This window comes from Synechococcus sp. MU1625 (assembly GCF_020514205.1).
Taxonomy (GTDB): Bacteria; Cyanobacteriota; Cyanobacteriia; order PCC-6307; family Cyanobiaceae; genus Parasynechococcus.
Genome location: NZ_VTLA01000003.1, coordinates 72,767 through 89,141, shown reverse-complemented (window position 1 = coordinate 89,141; position 16,375 = coordinate 72,767). Strand labels below are relative to the sequence as shown.

The 16,375-nt window shown below is 61.9% G+C and carries 13 protein-coding genes; 7 read left to right on the top strand and 6 right to left on the bottom strand.

Features of this window, described 5'->3' with window-relative positions:
* Nucleotides 1–5: 5 nt before the first annotated feature.
* Nucleotides 6–1,040: a UDP-glucose 4-epimerase GalE gene (gene galE / locus FZX13_RS07570; protein ID WP_226408971.1), complete on the top strand. Its 1,035-nt coding sequence runs from the start codon at nucleotides 6–8 to the stop codon at nucleotides 1,038–1,040.
* Entirely contained in the window at nucleotides 1,037–3,064 is a 2,028-nt protein-coding gene (selD, locus tag FZX13_RS07565; protein ID WP_226408970.1) for a selenide, water dikinase SelD, read from the top strand. The genes galE and selD overlap by 4 nt, the downstream gene beginning before the upstream one ends.
* Here selD and FZX13_RS07560 read toward each other — a convergent pair.
* Both FZX13_RS07560 and FZX13_RS07555 read right to left on the bottom strand, forming a co-directional pair.
* Nucleotides 3,009–4,433 (bottom strand): hypothetical protein, encoded by a 1,425-nt coding sequence (locus tag FZX13_RS07560; protein ID WP_226408968.1) that lies wholly within the window; start codon nucleotides 4,431–4,433, stop codon nucleotides 3,009–3,011. The genes selD and FZX13_RS07560 overlap by 56 nt on opposite strands.
* Nucleotides 4,430–5,641: a CCA tRNA nucleotidyltransferase gene (locus FZX13_RS07555; protein ID WP_226408966.1), complete on the bottom strand. Its 1,212-nt coding sequence runs from the start codon at nucleotides 5,639–5,641 to the stop codon at nucleotides 4,430–4,432. The genes FZX13_RS07560 and FZX13_RS07555 overlap by 4 nt, the downstream gene beginning before the upstream one ends.
* A gap of 45 nt (nucleotides 5,642–5,686) precedes the next feature.
* Between FZX13_RS07555 and FZX13_RS07550 the strand changes: the two genes are divergently transcribed.
* Nucleotides 5,687–6,673 (top strand): SIS domain-containing protein, encoded by a 987-nt coding sequence (locus FZX13_RS07550; protein ID WP_115094467.1) that lies wholly within the window; start codon nucleotides 5,687–5,689, stop codon nucleotides 6,671–6,673.
* Nucleotides 6,670–7,221, top strand: a complete 552-nt coding sequence (locus FZX13_RS07545; protein WP_226408964.1) for an HAD family hydrolase — start codon at nucleotides 6,670–6,672, stop codon at nucleotides 7,219–7,221. The genes FZX13_RS07550 and FZX13_RS07545 overlap by 4 nt, the downstream gene beginning before the upstream one ends.
* 13 nt (nucleotides 7,222–7,234) lie before the next feature.
* On the opposite strand, the gene katG is transcribed toward FZX13_RS07545, so the two are convergent.
* From katG to FZX13_RS07525, 4 genes are all read right to left on the bottom strand, one after another.
* Nucleotides 7,235–9,424, bottom strand: coding sequence for a catalase/peroxidase HPI (katG, locus tag FZX13_RS07540; protein ID WP_226408962.1), 2,190 nt, complete (start codon nucleotides 9,422–9,424; stop codon nucleotides 7,235–7,237).
* Nucleotides 9,425–9,498: 74 nt separating this feature from the next.
* Nucleotides 9,499–10,278 (bottom strand): 3-deoxy-manno-octulosonate cytidylyltransferase, encoded by a 780-nt coding sequence (gene kdsB / locus FZX13_RS07535; RefSeq protein WP_226408960.1) that lies wholly within the window; start codon nucleotides 10,276–10,278, stop codon nucleotides 9,499–9,501.
* Complete coding sequence (locus FZX13_RS07530) at nucleotides 10,278–10,988, bottom strand: hypothetical protein (RefSeq protein ID WP_226408958.1); 711 nt, start codon at nucleotides 10,986–10,988, stop codon at nucleotides 10,278–10,280. Before FZX13_RS07530 ends, kdsB begins: the two co-directional genes overlap by 1 nt.
* Before the next feature lie 25 nt (nucleotides 10,989–11,013).
* Nucleotides 11,014–13,404, bottom strand: coding sequence for a UvrD-helicase domain-containing protein (locus tag FZX13_RS07525; RefSeq protein WP_226408956.1), 2,391 nt, complete (start codon nucleotides 13,402–13,404; stop codon nucleotides 11,014–11,016).
* Nucleotides 13,405–13,419: 15 nt separating this feature from the next.
* Here FZX13_RS07525 and FZX13_RS07520 point away from each other — a divergent pair, with 15 nt between their 5' ends.
* The 3 genes from FZX13_RS07520 (at nucleotide 13,420) to kdsA (ending at nucleotide 16,356) form a co-directional block, all read left to right on the top strand.
* On the top strand, nucleotides 13,420–13,578 hold the full coding sequence (locus tag FZX13_RS07520; protein ID WP_226408954.1) for a hypothetical protein: 159 nt from the start codon (nucleotides 13,420–13,422) through the stop codon (nucleotides 13,576–13,578).
* Between the two features lie 204 nt (nucleotides 13,579–13,782).
* Nucleotides 13,783–15,390, top strand: a complete 1,608-nt coding sequence (locus FZX13_RS07515) for a hypothetical protein (protein WP_226408952.1) — start codon at nucleotides 13,783–13,785, stop codon at nucleotides 15,388–15,390.
* Nucleotides 15,391–15,507: 117 nt separating this feature from the next.
* The gene (gene kdsA, locus FZX13_RS07510) at nucleotides 15,508–16,356 is read left to right on the top strand and encodes a 3-deoxy-8-phosphooctulonate synthase (RefSeq protein WP_226408950.1); all 849 of its coding nucleotides are present in this window, start codon (nucleotides 15,508–15,510) and stop codon (nucleotides 16,354–16,356) included.
* Nucleotides 16,357–16,375 lie beyond the last annotated feature (19 nt).

Genomic DNA, 16,375 nt, shown 5'->3' with positions numbered 1-16,375 from the left:
AAGACATGAGCCGGCGCGTCCTCATCACCGGCGGAGCCGGCTTCATCGGGAGTCACACCTGTCTTGTGCTGCTGGAGCAGGGCCACGAGCTTGTGGTGCTGGACAACTTCGACAACAGCAGTCCTGAGGCTTTGCGACGGGTGCAGGAGCTGGCGGGTTCAACCCAACTGACCCTGGTGGAGGGGGACGTGCGCGACGCCAGCGCTGTGGATAAGGCCTTCGGCTCCGGGGGAGCCGTGGATGGGGTGATTCATTTCGCCGGGCTGAAAGCCGTAGGGGAATCGGTCGGCAACCCACTCCTCTACTGGGATGTGAATGTGAATGGCAGCCGCGTTCTGGCGGCGGCCATGGAGCGCCATGGTTGCCGCACCCTGGTATTCAGCAGCACCTCCACCGCCTACGGAGAGCCCGAAACGTTCCCGCTGAGGGAAGACATGCCAACGGCACCGGTGCACCCCTACGCCCAGACCAAGGTGGCGGTTGAACAGATGCTGGCGGCCCTCTGCCGGTCTGGGCCATGGCGGGTGGCTTCCTTGCGCTACTTCAATCCTGTAGGAGCTCATCCGAGCGGCCAGATCGGGGAGGACCCCATGGGCATTCCCAACAACCTGTTTCCCTTCATCACCCAGGTGGCCGCCGGCCGCCGTGAACAGTTGCGCATCTTTGGCCAGGACTACCCAACACCCGACGGGACGGGGATCCGCGACTATCTGCACGTGATGGACTTGGCCGAGGCCCATGGAAAGGCACTCGAGCACCTGCTTCAGCAGCCAACGCCTTACTCCCTCACCCTCAACATCGGCACGGGCCGTGGCCTCAGCGTTTTGGAGGTGGTGCAAGGGTTTGAGGCCGCCACTGGACTCACCATTCCCTATGAGGTTGTGGAGCGTCGCCCCGGCGATGTGCCCCGTCTGGAAGCCTGCCCCCAGACCGCACAGATAGTGCTCGGCTGGAGTGCCCGACGAACACTGGAGGAGATGTGCCGCGATGGCTGGGCCTGGCAACAGGCCAATCCATCCGGATACCGAGGACCCACATGAGCACAGGCGGCCTGCTGGTCTTGGCCGGCGGAGGGCACAGCCATGCCCTTGTGCTGAAACGCTGGGCCATGAAGCCGGAACAGCGGCCAAAGCAAAGCATCGTGCTGGTGAACCGCACCAGCACAGCGCTGTACTCGGGGATGGTGCCGGGCCTGATTGCTGGGATCTACAGCCCCGACGAACTCGCTATTGACCTGCGCCAGCTCTGCGACCGGGCCGGAGTGGCTTTCTTAGAAGCGGAAATCACCGGACTAACGCCTCAACAGAACTGCCTGAGGCTTCGTGACCGGCCCGAACTCCACTTCGCTTGGCTCAGCCTGGATGTGGGCGCCGTGAGCCGACCGAGCGCCACAGGGATTCCGATCAAGCCGTTGGAAGCCTCACTCGCCTTTCTGAAGAGCGAAGAGGCGAGCGACCCTCGGCCCCTGCGGGTGATTGGGGCGGGAGCCGCGGGCCTGGAAGTCGTTCTGGCGCTGCGACGCCGCTGGCCGCAGAGGGCACTTCAGCTGCAACAGCGCAGCGGACAACTGGATCCAGCCCTCCAACAGGTGCTGCAACGGGCACGCATCGCCGTGGTCAACGACGACAGCCACCACAGCGGACCCAGCCTGCTCTGCACTGGAAGTCAGGGACCTGCCTGGCTGGCGACGGCCGGTCTGCCCTTGGATCCCGATAGCCGTATCCGCACCGATCGCTGCCTGAGGGTGGAAGGACATCCATCCCTGTTCGCCAGCGGGGACTGTGCCGTCATCAGCGCAGCGCCCCGCCCGGCATCGGGGGTGTGGGCAGTGCGAGCAGGGCGCCCCTTGGCCACCAATCTGGAAGCAGCTTGTCAGGGCCAACCACTTCGTCCCTGGCAGCCACAACGTCAGGCGCTGCAGCTGATCGGCAGCCATGAGGATGCCGCTTGGGCGCGATGGGGGAGCTGGCGGCTGGGGCCATCCCCGCTGATTTGGCGCCTGAAGCAACGCATCGACCGCGCCTTCATGGCCGGCTTTCAGCGACCGACAACGATGCCCGATGCGGCTCCGATGGCCTGCCGGGGTTGCGCAGCCAAGTTGCCCGCCCAACCCCTGGGCGCAGCCCTGGAACGGGTAGGGGTGGGGGGGCAGCCGGAAGACGCCGCTCGTCTCCCTGGCAATCAAGAGCTGCTGCAAAGCATGGATGGCTTTCCGGCCCTTGTGAGTGACCCCTGGCTGAACGGCCGTCTGACGGCCCTGCATGCCTGCTCTGATCTGTGGGCCTGCGGTGCTGAGGTCTCCAGCGCTATGGCAACGATCACGCTGCCGATGATCCCGGCCAACGATCAGCAGGAGCTGCTGGTGCAGACCCTCGCCGGCCTCCGCTCGGTTCTGAATGAACAGGGTGCCGAGCTGATCGGTGGACATACGATGGAGTCGCGCAGCGCCGCACCCGTGCCGGCAAGCCTCGGGGTGCAGGTCACCCTCACGGTGAACGGCAGCAGCAGCAAACCGCCCTGGCTGAAATCAGGCCTGCGGCCCGGTGATGCCCTGCTGATCAGTCGCCCACTTGGCACCGGGGTGCTGTTTGCAGGGGCCATGAGCGGCGCCACGAAAGCTCCTGATCTGGATGCTGCGCTGCGGGGCATGGAGTGCAGCCAGCACACGCTGCTTCAGCAGGTGGAGCCGGTCCGGAAGGACATTCACGCCTGCACCGACATCACCGGTTTCGGCCTGCTCGGGCATCTGGGCGAGATGCTCCAGAACAAACCAGGACTCACGATCCATCTGGATGGCCTTGCAATACCTGCCTACGCCGGAGCCCTGGAGCTGTTCGAACGCGGCGTTTCCAGCACACTGGCTCCTTCCAACCGGACCGCCTGGCGCTGGCTGGCTGGGCCGGTTCAGCTGGAGCAGCACCCTTCAGCGGCCCTGCTGGAGCTGCTGGTGGACCCCCAAACCTGTGGCCCCCTGCTGCTGGCCTGCAGCAGCGAAGCCGCAGCACAGCTCACTCAGAACGGCCCATGGCTTCAGATCGGCAGCGCAGCAGCCGCGCATGGGTGAGGTCAATGGCTTGCGGTTCACAGTGAAACCCCGCCTGCTCAAGCTGCGACAGCAGTGGTTTGAGCTTGCGCGCCATGGCCGGTGGCGGCCCGCTGCTAGCCAACCAGAGCTGCTGCGGCTGATCCTGCTCCTGCAGCCGTTGCTTGAGATCCGCCTTTCCCCCCCATGGCACTGAAGGCGAAGGGATCCGACCCATCGCCGCCTCCATCCGATCGCTGAGGTTGAACAGACGCTCACGGGGGCTGTAGCGATCAGCCAGCCCACTCGTGCGCTGGCTGATCAGACGGAACTGGTCCTGTTCCCGCACACCGCCGACGCCGGCATCGAGCTCGCTGAACCCCGGCCCCCACCAGCTGGCCAACATCAGCGCCAGCACAACAAGACCACAGCCACGGCCAAAGCGATTGAGCTCCAAACCACCGATCTGCACCGCCAGGACGGGCACCACAGCCGGCAGCAGCACGACGAAGTAGCGGCTGAAGGCCATCGGTTTCACAAACGACACAGCAACAACTCCGAGCACCATCAGCAATGACGGCATCAGACCGCTTTGATCGAGCAGGGCCGACTCTGGCCACGGCACACGGCGCAGCCCTCCCCAGCTCCGCAGAGCAACCAACAACAGCAGAATCAAGGCCAACTTGGGCAGCGGCCAGTGGCCGAGGCCGCGAGCCAAGGTCTCTTCAAGCAACGCGTAATCCGGTGCACCGATCCAGCTGCCGGCCCGGGAGCTGAACAGATAGTCCGCGGCGTAGGCCATCCAAGCCAAGCCTGGGAGGGCGCCAATCAAGGCGGCAGCGGCAACGGTCCAGCGACGCTGCCAGCCATCCCAAGCCGCGGCCGCCAGCACCAGAAACAACCCATAAAAATGGGTCAGTCCGGCCAGCCCAGCTACAGCGCCGTAGGCAAACGGCCGAGCCGAACGGCGCCACCACCAGGCAAGCGCCACCAGAAGCACCAACACGGCATAACTCTTGCCCTCGATCGCGAACCGGATCGGATAGGGGCTGCAGAAGACCAGCAGCGCTGCCACCGCCGCCACCCTGGACCTGATGTCCTCCTGGCCAAGGGCCATCGCCTGACGGACCATGACCAGGCCACCCGCCAGATAAGCCAACCAGGACAGCAGGCGAAGGCTGACCGGGCTCTGACCAACCAGATGCCCCCACAGCCAAAGCAGGCCGTAGTAGGCCGGGGGATGGGTGTCCTCCCGCAGCATCGCCAGCAGGCTGCTGAAGCTGGGCTGAAAGCTCTTGCCAACGCTGTAGAGCTCATCGCTCCAGAGCGCCGTGGCATCGATCAACAACAAGGCCCGCAGGCCAAAGGCCAGGCAAACAGCCAACACCAGCAGAAGCCAGCTGCGTTTCATCGGCTGCTGTCCTGGGCTGCGCTGCGCTGCCGACGCAACTCTGCACCGATCGCCGGGCCCGGCTGCCAGCCAGCGGCGATCAGGTCGCGCGCCGTCTGCGGCGCCTGAATCCTGCGCCAGCGGCCCCACCAGCGCAGCAGCGGTTTCCATTGCCTTGGCCGGAGGGTCACAGCCAGCGCCACCGCCTCCGGCTGCCAACCCTGATCTTCAAGGGCCGTCGACCAGATCGACGGGCTGGCCTGCAAAGCCGGGGGGGTGTCGGCCAGCCAGTCGCCAATTGCCCCACACTGCTGCAGCCATTGCTGTTGCTTGCCAGGAATTTGCAGCCTTTGCGCCACCGCGACTGGGTCCGCTGCTCCCAAGAGCAACGCCGGCATCAAGGGGAGGCCCAGACGTCGAGCCCAGCGCAGCCGCTCGATGCGGTGTGGATCCTGCTGAAGTTGCGGATCCAACAGCGGCAGTGCCTGCCACTCCGCCAGCAGATCAAGAGCAGCCACCCAGGGTTCCCGCTCCAGCAGCCGCTCCAGCTCCATCCGCAGTCGACTGGCCAAGGCAGGCGGTGCCGACAACACCGCATCGCCCGAAGCCCAGGGCCAGGGCCACTGCGCAACGGTGCTGCGGATCTGCGCACGGCTCTCCTCAGCAAGCTGGAAACCCAGCCGCGCTGCATAGCGGGCGGCGCGGATCACTCGGGTGGGATCGTCGTGCACGCTGCTCCCATGCAGGAAACGCAGCTGACCTGAGGCCAGATCCTCCTGGCCATGGTGAAGATCGATCAGCTCACCGGCCACCAGATCGCGGGCCATCGCATTGATCGTGAAATCCCGACGCGCGAGGTCAGCTTGCAGGGTGCCTGCTCGCACCACGGGATTCTCCGCGGGGCCGGGGTAATGCTCTTGTCGCGCCATGGCCAGATCCAGCGGGATCCCATCCAGCTGAAACGCCACCGTGCCGAAAGCCCCATGCTCTTGAACATCGGTGATGCGACGAGGACCGCACTGGCGGACCAGTTCCTCCACGAGCGCAGCGGCATCTCCCTCCACCACCCAGTCCAGATCAGGAACACCTGACCAGGCGCGACCGCAGCGCTGATGCAGCAACTGATCCCGCACGACCCCACCAACCAGTGCCAGACGCCGAATGCCGAGGGATCGCGCAGCGCCCTGCAATGCCTCCAGAACCGAAGACGGCACACCTGGAAGATCCATTGCGTGGCGTGCAGGAGAATGGGTTGATCATCACGGATTACGTCCTTGTCCGCTCTCACCCGCTGCCTGCAGGAGGAAGCCTCAGCGATCGCCACCGCTGCCGAACGGTTGAGCAGCGACCAAGTGGAAGCGGCCCTCGCCCTGCTGGAGCGCTGTGCAGATCGCAAGGCCAAGCTGGTCATCACCGGTGTAGGCAAAAGCGGCATCGTGGCCCGCAAAATCGCGGCCACGTTCTCTTCAATTGGGCTCATGGCCCTGTTCCTCAATCCCACAGACGCGCTCCACGGCGATCTGGGCGTAGTGGCAGCCGAGGACGTCTGCCTGCTTCTCTCCAACAGCGGTGAAACCACTGAGTTATTGGAGGTGCTGCCGCACCTGACCCGACGAGGGACGGGACGGATCGCCATCGTCGGGCGAGCTGACTCATCCTTGGCCCGCGGCAGTGACGTGGTGCTGGAAGCCGGCGTGGACCGTGAGGTGTGCCCCCTGAATCTGGCCCCCACCGCCAGCACAGCCGTGGCCATGGCCATCGGCGATGCCCTGGCGGCGGTCTGGATGGAGCGGCGCGGCATTTCACCGGCAGATTTCGCCCTCAATCACCCCGCCGGATCCCTGGGCAAGCAGCTGACCCTCACGGCAGCCGACCTGATGGTGCCCGCCAATCAACTGCACCCCCTCCAGCCCCAGACCCCCTTGCCCGATGTGATCGGCGGCCTGACGCGCGATGGCATCGGCAGTGGTTGGGTCGAAAATCCCGACAGCCCCGGAGGCCTGCTCGGCATCCTCACGGATGGCGATCTGCGTCGTGCCCTGCAGGATCACAGCCCTGAAACCTGGACCCATCTGAGAGCCAAGGATCTGATGACCGCCGATCCGATCACGGTCAAGGCGGATGTGTTGGTGGTGAAAGCCTTAGAGCAAATGGAGCGCAACCGACGCAAACCCATCTCTGTGCTGCCGGTCGTCAATCAAGAGAAACAACTGATAGGCCTGCTGCGCCTGCATGATCTGGTGCAGGCCGGTCTCGCATGAACGGGCTGCGGTGGTGGTTGCTGCGGCGCCGCTTGAAAACAATTCAGCTGCTCGTGCTGGATGTGGATGGTGTACTCACCGATGGGGGCCTTTGGTTCGACGCCGCGGGGCAGCTGAGCAAACGCTTTGATGTGCGCGATGGCCTGGGAATCCGGCTGCTGCAACAGGCGGGGCTGCACATCGCCTTTCTCAGTGGTGGCCAGGGAGGAGCGACGGAGGTACGGGCCCGGCAGCTGGGCATCAGCCATTGCCTTGTCGGCATCAAGGACAAGCCTGCGGCCCTCACCGCCCTACAGAACCAACTGGGGGTGAGGGCCGAGCAAACGGCTTTCGTGGGAGATGACCTCAACGATCTGGCCGTTCGGCCGGTGGTGGGTCTGTTGTTCGCCCCTGCCGACGCCTGTCGGCCCGTCCGCCAGGGTGCCGATGCGGTGCTTGATCGCCGGGGCGGCCATGGGGCCGTGCGGGAGCTGGCGGAACGCATCCTTCAGGGGCGTGGCCGCTGGGGACGCCTGCGCCGCGACGGCTGGAAAGACCGCAACGATTGAGGAGCGCAATGACTCAGAGCAAATCGAAGCGATCGAGGTTCATCACCTTCACCCAGGCCTGAACGAAATCTGCAACAAAACGGCTGGCGCCATCGTCCTGGGCGTACACCTCCACGATGGCTCGCAGCTGACTGTTGGAGCCAAACACCAGATCGGCACGGCTGGCGGTCCAGCGCTCGGAGCCTTGGGCATCGCGACCGAGGTAAGCCTCCTTCGCCTCACTGGTGGGAGTCCAACGGATCGACATATCGAGCAGATTCACGCAGAAATCGTTGCTCAACACGCCGACGCGATCGGTCAAGACCCCCTGGCTGTTGCCGCCGCTGTTGGCTCCCAGAACCCGCAAGCCGGCCAGCAGCACTGTCATCTCCGGTGCACTCAGGCCGAGCTGTTGGGCATGGTCCACCAGGCACTCTTCCGCACGAAGCGGCAGACCACTGCGCTGCCAATTCCGGAAACCATCGGCGATTGGCTTGAGCAAGTTGAACGATGCGGTGTCGGTCTGATCCGAGGATGCATCCGTCCGGCCGGGCATAAACGGCACCGTCAACTGGTGACCACCGGCAGCGGCCGCCTGCTCCACAGCAGCAGATCCGGCCAACACGATCAGATCGGCCATGGACACCCGTTGACCACCGGTGGCCTCAGCATTGAACTGCCGCTGCACCGTCTTCAGCGCCTCAAGCACACTGCGCAACTGATCGGGATCATTCACCTCCCAGGTGTTTTGAGGTTGCAAGCGGATCCGGCCACCATTGGCACCACCGCGACGATCAGATCCACGGAACGTTGAGGCAGACCCCCATGCGGTGGCCACCAGTCCGCCGACACTGCAACCCGTGGCCAGAACCTGCTGCTTCAAGGCATGGATCTCGGCCTCACCGATCAAGGGATGATCCAAGCTTGGAACTGGGTCCTGCCAGATCTGAACCTCCTCGGGCACATCGGCACCCAGGTAGAGAGCCCGGGGCCCCAGATCCCGATGGGTGAGCTTGAACCAGGCCCGGGCAAACGCATCAGCGAAGGCGTCCTGATCTTGATGGAAACGACGGGCCACCGGCTCCATCACCGGGTCATGACGCAGTGACAGATCGGCTGTGGTCATGATCGGCGCCGACACGCGACCGGGGACATGGGCATCCGGGACCATGTGCTCCGGCTTCACATCTTTGGCCACCCACTGCCAGGCTCCCGCCGGGCTCTTGGTCAAGTCCCACTCGTAGGAGAACATCATCTCGAAGTAGCCCTGATCCCACTGGGTGGGATGGGGTTTCCAGGCCCCTTCAATGCCACTGGTGATGGTGTGTTCACCCTTGCCGCTCTCGAAGCGGTTGTGCCAGCCCAGGCCCTGCCGATGCAGTGCAGCCCCCTCCGGTTCCGCCTCCAGGTGGGATGCCGGAGCCGCACCGTGGCATTTGCCGAAGGTGTGGCCACCAGCGACAAGGGCAACGGTCTCCTCCACCGTCATCCCCATTCGCGCAAAGGTATCCCTCACTTCTGGACCGGAGGCCACAGGATCCGGGTGGCCGTGAGGGCCCTCGGGGTTGACATAGATCAGCCCCATCTCAACAGCGGCCAGTGGCTGATCCAGCCCCCCCTCACTGGTATGGCGCTGATCGGCGAGCCACTCGGTTTCCTTACCCCAGAACACATCCTCTTCGGGCTGCCAGATATCGGTGCGGCCGCCGGCGAAACCGAAGGTGCGGAACCCCATCGATTCCAAGGCCACATTGCCGCTGAGGATGATCAGATCCGCCCAGGAAATGGCATTGCCGTACTTGCGTTTCAACGGCCAGAGCAGCCGCCTGGCCTTGTCGAGATTGGTGTTGTCCGGCCAACTGTTGAGAGGGGCAAAACGCTGATTGCCATGACCAGCACCACCACGACCGTCGGCGCTGCGGTAGGTGCCAGCGCTGTGCCAGGCCAGACGAATGAACAGACCGCCGTAATGTCCCCAGTCCGCTGGCCACCAGTCCTGGGAGTCGGTCATCAGCACCACCAGATCCGCCTTCAAAGCCTCCAGGTCCAAGCCAGCAAAGGCTGCGGGGTAATCGAAGGCGTCCCCTAGGGGATTGGAGGCCGGATGGTGCTGGTGCAGGAGACCAAGGTCAATCTGATTGGGCCACCACTGCTGGTTTCCCGTATGGGCCGATGGGGTGACGGCTCCGGTATGACCACTGAAAGGGCATTTCAGATCAGACACAAGACTTCGACCCCACTGGAGGGGATGTGAGCAGAAGCCTCAAGGTATTGATGTTTTGCGGTTTCGACCGCCAGTCAGACCATGGCCCGAGCCTGTTCCAACTGCTCAGCGGTGTCCACCGAAAGCGATGTGCCCTCGACCGGGAAGGTGGCAATCGTGAGGCCGGCCTCGATCAGCCGCAGCTGCTCAAGCCGTTCCAGATCCTCCAACGGAGAGGCAGGCAACTGATCCCAGGCGGCGAGCACGTCTCCCCGGAAGCCATACATCCCTACATGCCCCCAGTAGGTGGTGTGCTGATGCCAATCCGCCTCGGCCACATCACGCACATGCGGGATGGCAGACCGAGAGAAATACAGGGCGCGGCCGTCGTGGGCCAGCAGGGTCTTCACGACATTGGGGTTGTGAACCGATTCAGGCTTCAGGCCGTAAACGGGGGTCACCACCGCGGGCACCGGATCCTGACGCCGAAATTCCTCGACCATCGCGTCGATCACGGCGGGATCAATAAATGGTTGATCGCCCTGAACGTTGATCACGGCCGTCTCTGCTGCAACGGGATCCGCATCCCCCCAGGCCAGGGCCATGAGGGGATGGGCCACCGATGCGATGCGCTCGCTGCCGGAACTACAGGATTCCGAAGTCATCAGCACCGGAAACCCCCACGCCTCAGCGCGGGCCTGCAACTCGGCGCTATCAGTGCACAGCACCACTGCCTCAACGCTGCGGGCCTGACGGCAGCGTTCCAAAACCCTCTGGATCATCGGTTGGCCGCCGATATCAGCCAACACCTTGTTGGGCAGTCGCGACGACTGAAGCCGTGCCGGAACGGCCACCACACACTTACGAATCGCCATCAATCCCAGAGTTTCATTGCATCGTCGCGGGCACTGAACCATTCAGCGGCCAGTGGCCCACCCATGGTGCGCTGTTCGCGAAACCAGGGACCGCCCAAGGTCCAGTGCAGCATCGGGGAGACCTGCTCGGACTCCGGCGGAGCCTGCACATCCACCAAATGATTCCAACCGCCTTGGATGGCACCGATCTCGTGGTCACCTTCCAGCCAGTGGAAGCGGTGCAACTCAAGCCCTGTAGCCGTGTTCACGTAGTCGGGCGTGAGTTTGGTGCAGCGACTGCAGTTGAGCAGCATCAGGGAACTCCAGTTCTTCTTCGGGTAGGCGCTCTGCACCTCACCGAGAAATTTCACGGTCTCCCCTGGCACATGCTCGTGCTGAACACACATGGCGCCGTAAGCATCATCGCGCTGATCCCAGAGCGCCTTGATATCAGCCCGGCAAAGCATGTCGCAATCCATAAAGAGAGCCCAGCCCTGATAGCCCATCAGATGGGGTACAAGAAATCGGGTGAAGGAAAACGCCGTGCTCTGCTTGGGATCCCGTTCGCGCCGGAACAACCCCTGAGCCTCCAGCTGTGGTGTCACCAGCGGGGTGATGGCAAGAGGGAGGCTGCTGTTCTGGTAAAGGCTATCGATCAGAACATTGGTCGCCGCCCGCTCTCTTGGGTCGTAGCCGATAAAAATAGGAATCGGCTGGCTGGAGGTCGACACAGTCCGTTGATGGCTGGGGAGGAGGTTAAGCGGTGGTCACGGGTTCAATCGGCGCTAGGCGCGGATCCAGGATCTTGGGGCCCATCCCCGCAAACTTGACCGCGATCGACACCTTCTCACCGCTGCCGAAGGTATGGGTGATTTCACCAACCCCGAAGCTGGCGTGGATGACCTGATCGCCGATCTGCCAACTACGGCCGGGGGCAGGCCCGGCCTGACGGCGACGCACGGCATTGGCGGGGGCCGATGAGGGCTTGTCACGGTCGACGCGGGTGAGCCGGTCGAGACGACGTTCACGCCGGAGCGCCGCACCACCGGTCTGCGGAAGGTCTCCCTGAATCAAAGCCTCCGGGAGCTCAGAGAGGAACACCGAGGGCACGGCCGCTTCCCGCATGCCACCCCAGAGACGTCGCTCACTCGCATGGGAGAGGAACAGGCGTTCCTTGGCGCGGGTGATGCCGACATAACAAAGCCGGCGCTCCTCCTCCAGCGAAGCCGGGTCATCCAGAGAGCGATAACTGGGGAACAGACCCTGTTCAAGACCCACCAGACACACCACAGGGAACTCGAGCCCTTTGCTGCTGTGCAGCGTCATCAAGGTGACGCGATCGGCAGCGGTGTCTTTGCTATCGGCATCACTGGACAAGGCCGCCGTGGCCAGGAATCCCTCCAGGTCGCCCTCATCGTTTTCCTCCTGGTATTGCAGAGCGGCATTCACGAGTTCCTGAAGATTGCGGCGACGCTCATCAGCCTCATCGGTGCCATCGGCAATCAACTCGCTGACGTAGCCGCTCTTCTCCATCACCTGCTGAATCAGTTCTGACGGCGCCACATCACGGCTGCGACCCTTCAGATCATTGACCAGATCACAGAACTGCAGAAGCCCCTTGGACGAACGGCCGCCAAGGGAGCGCACCGCTTCGGGATCACTCACCACATCCCAGAGCGGGATCCCCAGTTGATTGGCAGCATCGGTGAGGCGCTGAATCGTGGTCTTGCCGATGCCCCGTTTTGGCACATTGATCACCCGCAGCAGGCTGACGGTGTCGGCCGGATTCACCAGCAGCCGCAGATAGGCCAGTAGATCCTTGATTTCGCGCCGGTCGTAGAAGCGCAGTCCTCCCACCACGATGTAGGGAATGCCCCAACGCACCAGCGATTCCTCGATTGAACGGGACTGCGCATTGGTGCGGTACAGCACCGCCATGTCGCCCCAACTCAGCTCTGGGTTGGCGGCTTCCATGGTGCGCAGGCGATGCACCACGGCTTCCGCCTCAGCAATCTCATCGTCACACCGAGTCAGCGTGATCAGCTCACCTTCCCCACGGGTGGGACGAAGCACCTTGTCGATCCGTTCGCTGTTGTTGGCAATCAGGGCATTCGCTGCCTCGAGGATCGTGGCGGTGGAGCGATAGTTCTCCTCCAGCTTCACCATCGTTTGGGTGCTGTCATCCGGCGCCTGATCACCGAAATCGTCCTGAAACCCCATCAGGATCGTGAAGTCAGCCGCACGGAAGCTGTAAATGCTCTGGTCGGCGTCACCGACCACGAAGACAGAACGACCTGACCAGTCCTCAACATCCTGAGGCTCCTTGCCATCGGTGACCAAAAGCTTGATCAGGTCGTACTGGGTGCGGTTGGTGTCCTGGTATTCATCCACGAGCACGTGGCAAAAGCGACGATGCCAGTAACTGCGCACCTGCTCGTTCTGCTGGAGCAACTGAACCGGCAGCAACAACAGATCGTCGAAATCAAGAGCGTTGTTAGCCGCCAAGGCTTTGCGATAACGCCGATAAACATCGGCCGTGAGCTTGCCCCGCTGGCCTTCGGCATTCTCCTCGAGCTGGTCCGGCAGCCAACCCTGGTTCTTGGCATTGCTGATGGCCCAGCGGGTCTTTTTCGGCTCGAACCGCTTGGGATCCAACTGCAGTTCCTGGGTGACGATCTCCTTGACCAGGCTCTGGGCATCAGCTTCGTCGTAGATCGAAAACTGCTTGGTCCAGGTCAGTCCCTCCGCATCCTTGAACTTGTCGATGTCGTAGCGGAGCATCCGCGCAAACAGGGCATGAAAGGTGCCAATCCACAACTCCTTGGTCACCTCCCTGTAGATGCGTGAACGCAACTGGCGCTGCTCCACAGGTGGCAGGGTGCTCCAGGGCTGGCCGTACTGGGTCTGGGCCAGACGCTGCGCCAGGAGCAGCTCAAGCCGCTCCTTCATCTCGCGGGCGGCTTTGTTGGTAAAAGTCACCGCCAGGATTTGAGCTGGATCGGCACCGTGCTCACCGATCAAGTGAGCGATCCGATGGGTGAGGGCGCGCGTCTTGCCACTGCCAGCGCCTGCCACCACAAGCAGGGGCCCCTCGTGATGGTCCACCGCCCGTCGTTGGGCGTCGTTGAGGCCGGCCAAAAAGCTCATGGGTGGAGATTAGTGGTGCTTAGATGCCTCCAACGCAGCTGCGATGGCCTTCCCCTGATCTTCGACTTGCCCCAGGCTCTGCAGTTCAGAGATCCCGGCGGAGCCACTTCAGGCGGACGCCACAGCAAGGTCGTCGAGCTGGTCAAGGCCATACCCAACAAAGACATTCGCTAGGCAATGCGAAAGACGACAACTGTCTTTGAACAACGCTGGAGCTTCTGGCTGTCAACGCTGTCTGGCACGGCATTGATCGTCAGCGCAGTCCTGGCGCTCTGGCTTCAGTACGGCGCAAACGGATTCAGCACTCTTCCAGAAACGACAAAGGAGTCTCTGCTGAGCCAATACAACGCCATTGCCCATGGTGGATTTGTCGCTGTTTTGGCTGTTCTCGCTGGACTACTGATTCGTTCAATTGTCAACGCAAGCGCACAGGAAACGAAACCAAGACCACACAAATCCTGGCCATTAGCAGTCACAGATTTCGTCAAACAACATCCAGTCGTCACGATCGTTCTCTCGATCTATGTGGTGCTGATGGTGCAGGAAAGCAGCTGGTTCTACAAGGAGATTCTCACCTGGTACGACGACATCTTCAGCGATCAGCTTCTGAACAATTTCAGCCTCAGAGAAAAGTTGATCAATGAAACGATGGGGAGAAACGATTTTCGCTTCTATCCACTCTCCCATCAAGATCTTCATGCGCTCAGCTGGGTGACGCCCTACATCAAGATCTGGTCACTGGTGAGCGCTCTTGAACTCATCGCCACCATCATCCTTGGCTGCAAGCTGATTGAACGGGTCAACAAAAACCGAACCAGCACTTCACTCATCCTGATGGGAACATTGCTGTTCCTCTTCACCAGCGCATCCGCCTACAACTATTTTCAATTCATTTACAGCGAAAGATTTCTCACATTTTTACTCGCGCTATACGCCTATCACTACAGCGTTTACCTGAGCGCAGGCCGGCTGACCAACGGCCGACTCGCATTGCTGTTCGCACTGTTCATTCCTTTCTTCAAAGACACCGCAGTGCTGCTGGCCGTGATACCTGCAGCCACCACGATCGCTGCGGGCAGCCTTGGAGCCATGCCGAGCCGGCCGACATGGGAATCGACCAAACCCTCCCAATGGATAAAGGCTTATGCCCTGGAAATCGCAATTGTCAGCCTGGCGCTCTTCTTTCTGGCTTCGTTTGCGATTCTCAGTGCGCTTCCCAGCCTTGCCGCTGATGTGCCGCGCTACGACGCACATCTGGGCTTTTCAGTGCTGGCACTCGACATTCGCCTGATCGTCTTCCTGGGCTTCATCGCATCACGCCTGTGGCTGATCGGCCGCAAACAAACAAACGTCACCGCACTCGACGGACTCAACTTTGCGGCGCTGGCCTATGGATTTGCCTTGTACGCCTTGGTAGGCCTGGAAGGCAGCAACTACATGAGCCTGCCCATTCAGTTTGTCGCCGTTCTCGACATCTTGATGATCTGGGAAAGCTGTGTGGCACCGAAACTGAAACAGCGCATGAGCAGCCGCCAGGCTCAGGCCGTGGCCCTCGGCACCACGTTATTACTATTAAACATTGAAGATCGACAAGCAGCCACATTTCGACAACGCGCACAACTGATCAGCTGGAAACAACGTTCATGGCGTACAACCTTGAACGAAGCCAGAGCCATCACAAAACGCGCCAAAGAGAATGGAGAAACAGTCAACCTCATCTACTCAAAAGGATGGTTCAAACATTCCGACCAGATGAGAGCCCTCACCTACGACCGTCTTGTGTATTACGACATCGACACCAGGCGCTACATCATCAAAGCCGGAATCGGAAAAGGGGAGTTTTATACACCTCAGCCCGGAGATTATTTAGTCGACATCGACACGGGCAAGAAACTAACCAAATACGGCATTGATCTCTCCAACTACGACGTGCTGTATCAAGAGGATCCAAACCGTCAGTACGCACGGATCTTTCGCCATCGTTGATCAACGGAGAGCAGATTCAGAGCGAGTAAGCCAGCCCAGCTGGCTTGCGACCAGGAGCCCTGAAGCGAATTGATTGAAGGCGGGTAGGCTCCCCGATCAAAGGACGTGCTTGAAACTGTGGCGCATCAGATCAAGTTGGGCGACATCACGTTCGGGAACGATCGCCCCTTCGCCCTGCTGGGTGGTGTGAACGTTCTCGAGGATCTCGACTTTGCCCTGCGTTGCGCCGGCCACTACAAAGACGTCTGCGGGAGGCTGAACATTCCGCTGGTGTTCAAGGCCTCTTACGACAAAGCCAACCGCTCTTCCATTCATTCCTTCCGCGGCCCCGGCCTCGAGGAAGGGCTGCAAATCCTGCAGGCGGTGAAGGACACCCATGGCATTCCGGTGATCACCGATGTGCACAGTCCGGAGGAAGCCGTAGCCGCCGCCAAGGTCGCGGACATCATCCAGCTTCCGGCCTTCCTGGCCAGGCAGACCGATCTGGTCCGCGCCATGGCGGAAACCGGTGCGGTGATCAACATCAAGAAGCCACAGTTCCTCAGCCCAGAACAGATGCGCAACATCGTGGACAAATTCCACGAATGCGGGAACGAGAAGCTGCTGCTGTGCGAGCGAGGAAGCAACTTCGGTTACGACAACCTCGTGGTGGACATGCTGGGGTTCGGCGTGATGAAGCGAACCTGCGATGACCTGCCGCTGATCTTTGATGTCACCCATGCATTGCAGTGCAGGGATCCAGGTGGTGCTGCCTCAGGAGGACGCCGCACCCAGGTGGTGGACCTGGCCCGTTCAGGCATGGCGGTTGGTCTGGCTGGCTTGTTCCTGGAAGCTCACCCAGACCCGGCGCAGGCCCGTTGCGATGGTCCCAGCGCCTTACCTCTCGATCAGCTGGAACCGTTTCTCTCTCAGGTCAAAGCCATCGACGATCTGGTGAAGGGCATGCCAACCCTGAACATCAACTGATGCACGTTGTATCGGCAGA

Coding starts and splice junctions, on each gene's coding strand:
- galE (WP_226408971.1), top strand. CDS start 6: ATGAGCCGGCGCGTCCTCATCACCGGCGGAGCCGGCTTCATCGGGAGT.
- FZX13_RS07545 (WP_226408964.1), top strand. CDS start 6,670: ATGAACGGGCTGCGGTGGTGGTTGCTGCGGCGCCGCTTGAAAACAATT.
- kdsB (WP_226408960.1), bottom strand. CDS start 10,278: ATGGCGATTCGTAAGTGTGTGGTGGCCGTTCCGGCACGGCTTCAGTCG.
- FZX13_RS07555 (WP_226408966.1), bottom strand. CDS start 5,641: ATGGATCTTCCAGGTGTGCCGTCTTCGGTTCTGGAGGCATTGCAGGGC.
- selD (WP_226408970.1), top strand. CDS start 1,037: ATGAGCACAGGCGGCCTGCTGGTCTTGGCCGGCGGAGGGCACAGCCAT.
- FZX13_RS07560 (WP_226408968.1), bottom strand. CDS start 4,433: ATGAAACGCAGCTGGCTTCTGCTGGTGTTGGCTGTTTGCCTGGCCTTT.
- FZX13_RS07525 (WP_226408956.1), bottom strand. CDS start 13,404: ATGAGCTTTTTGGCCGGCCTCAACGACGCCCAACGACGGGCGGTGGAC.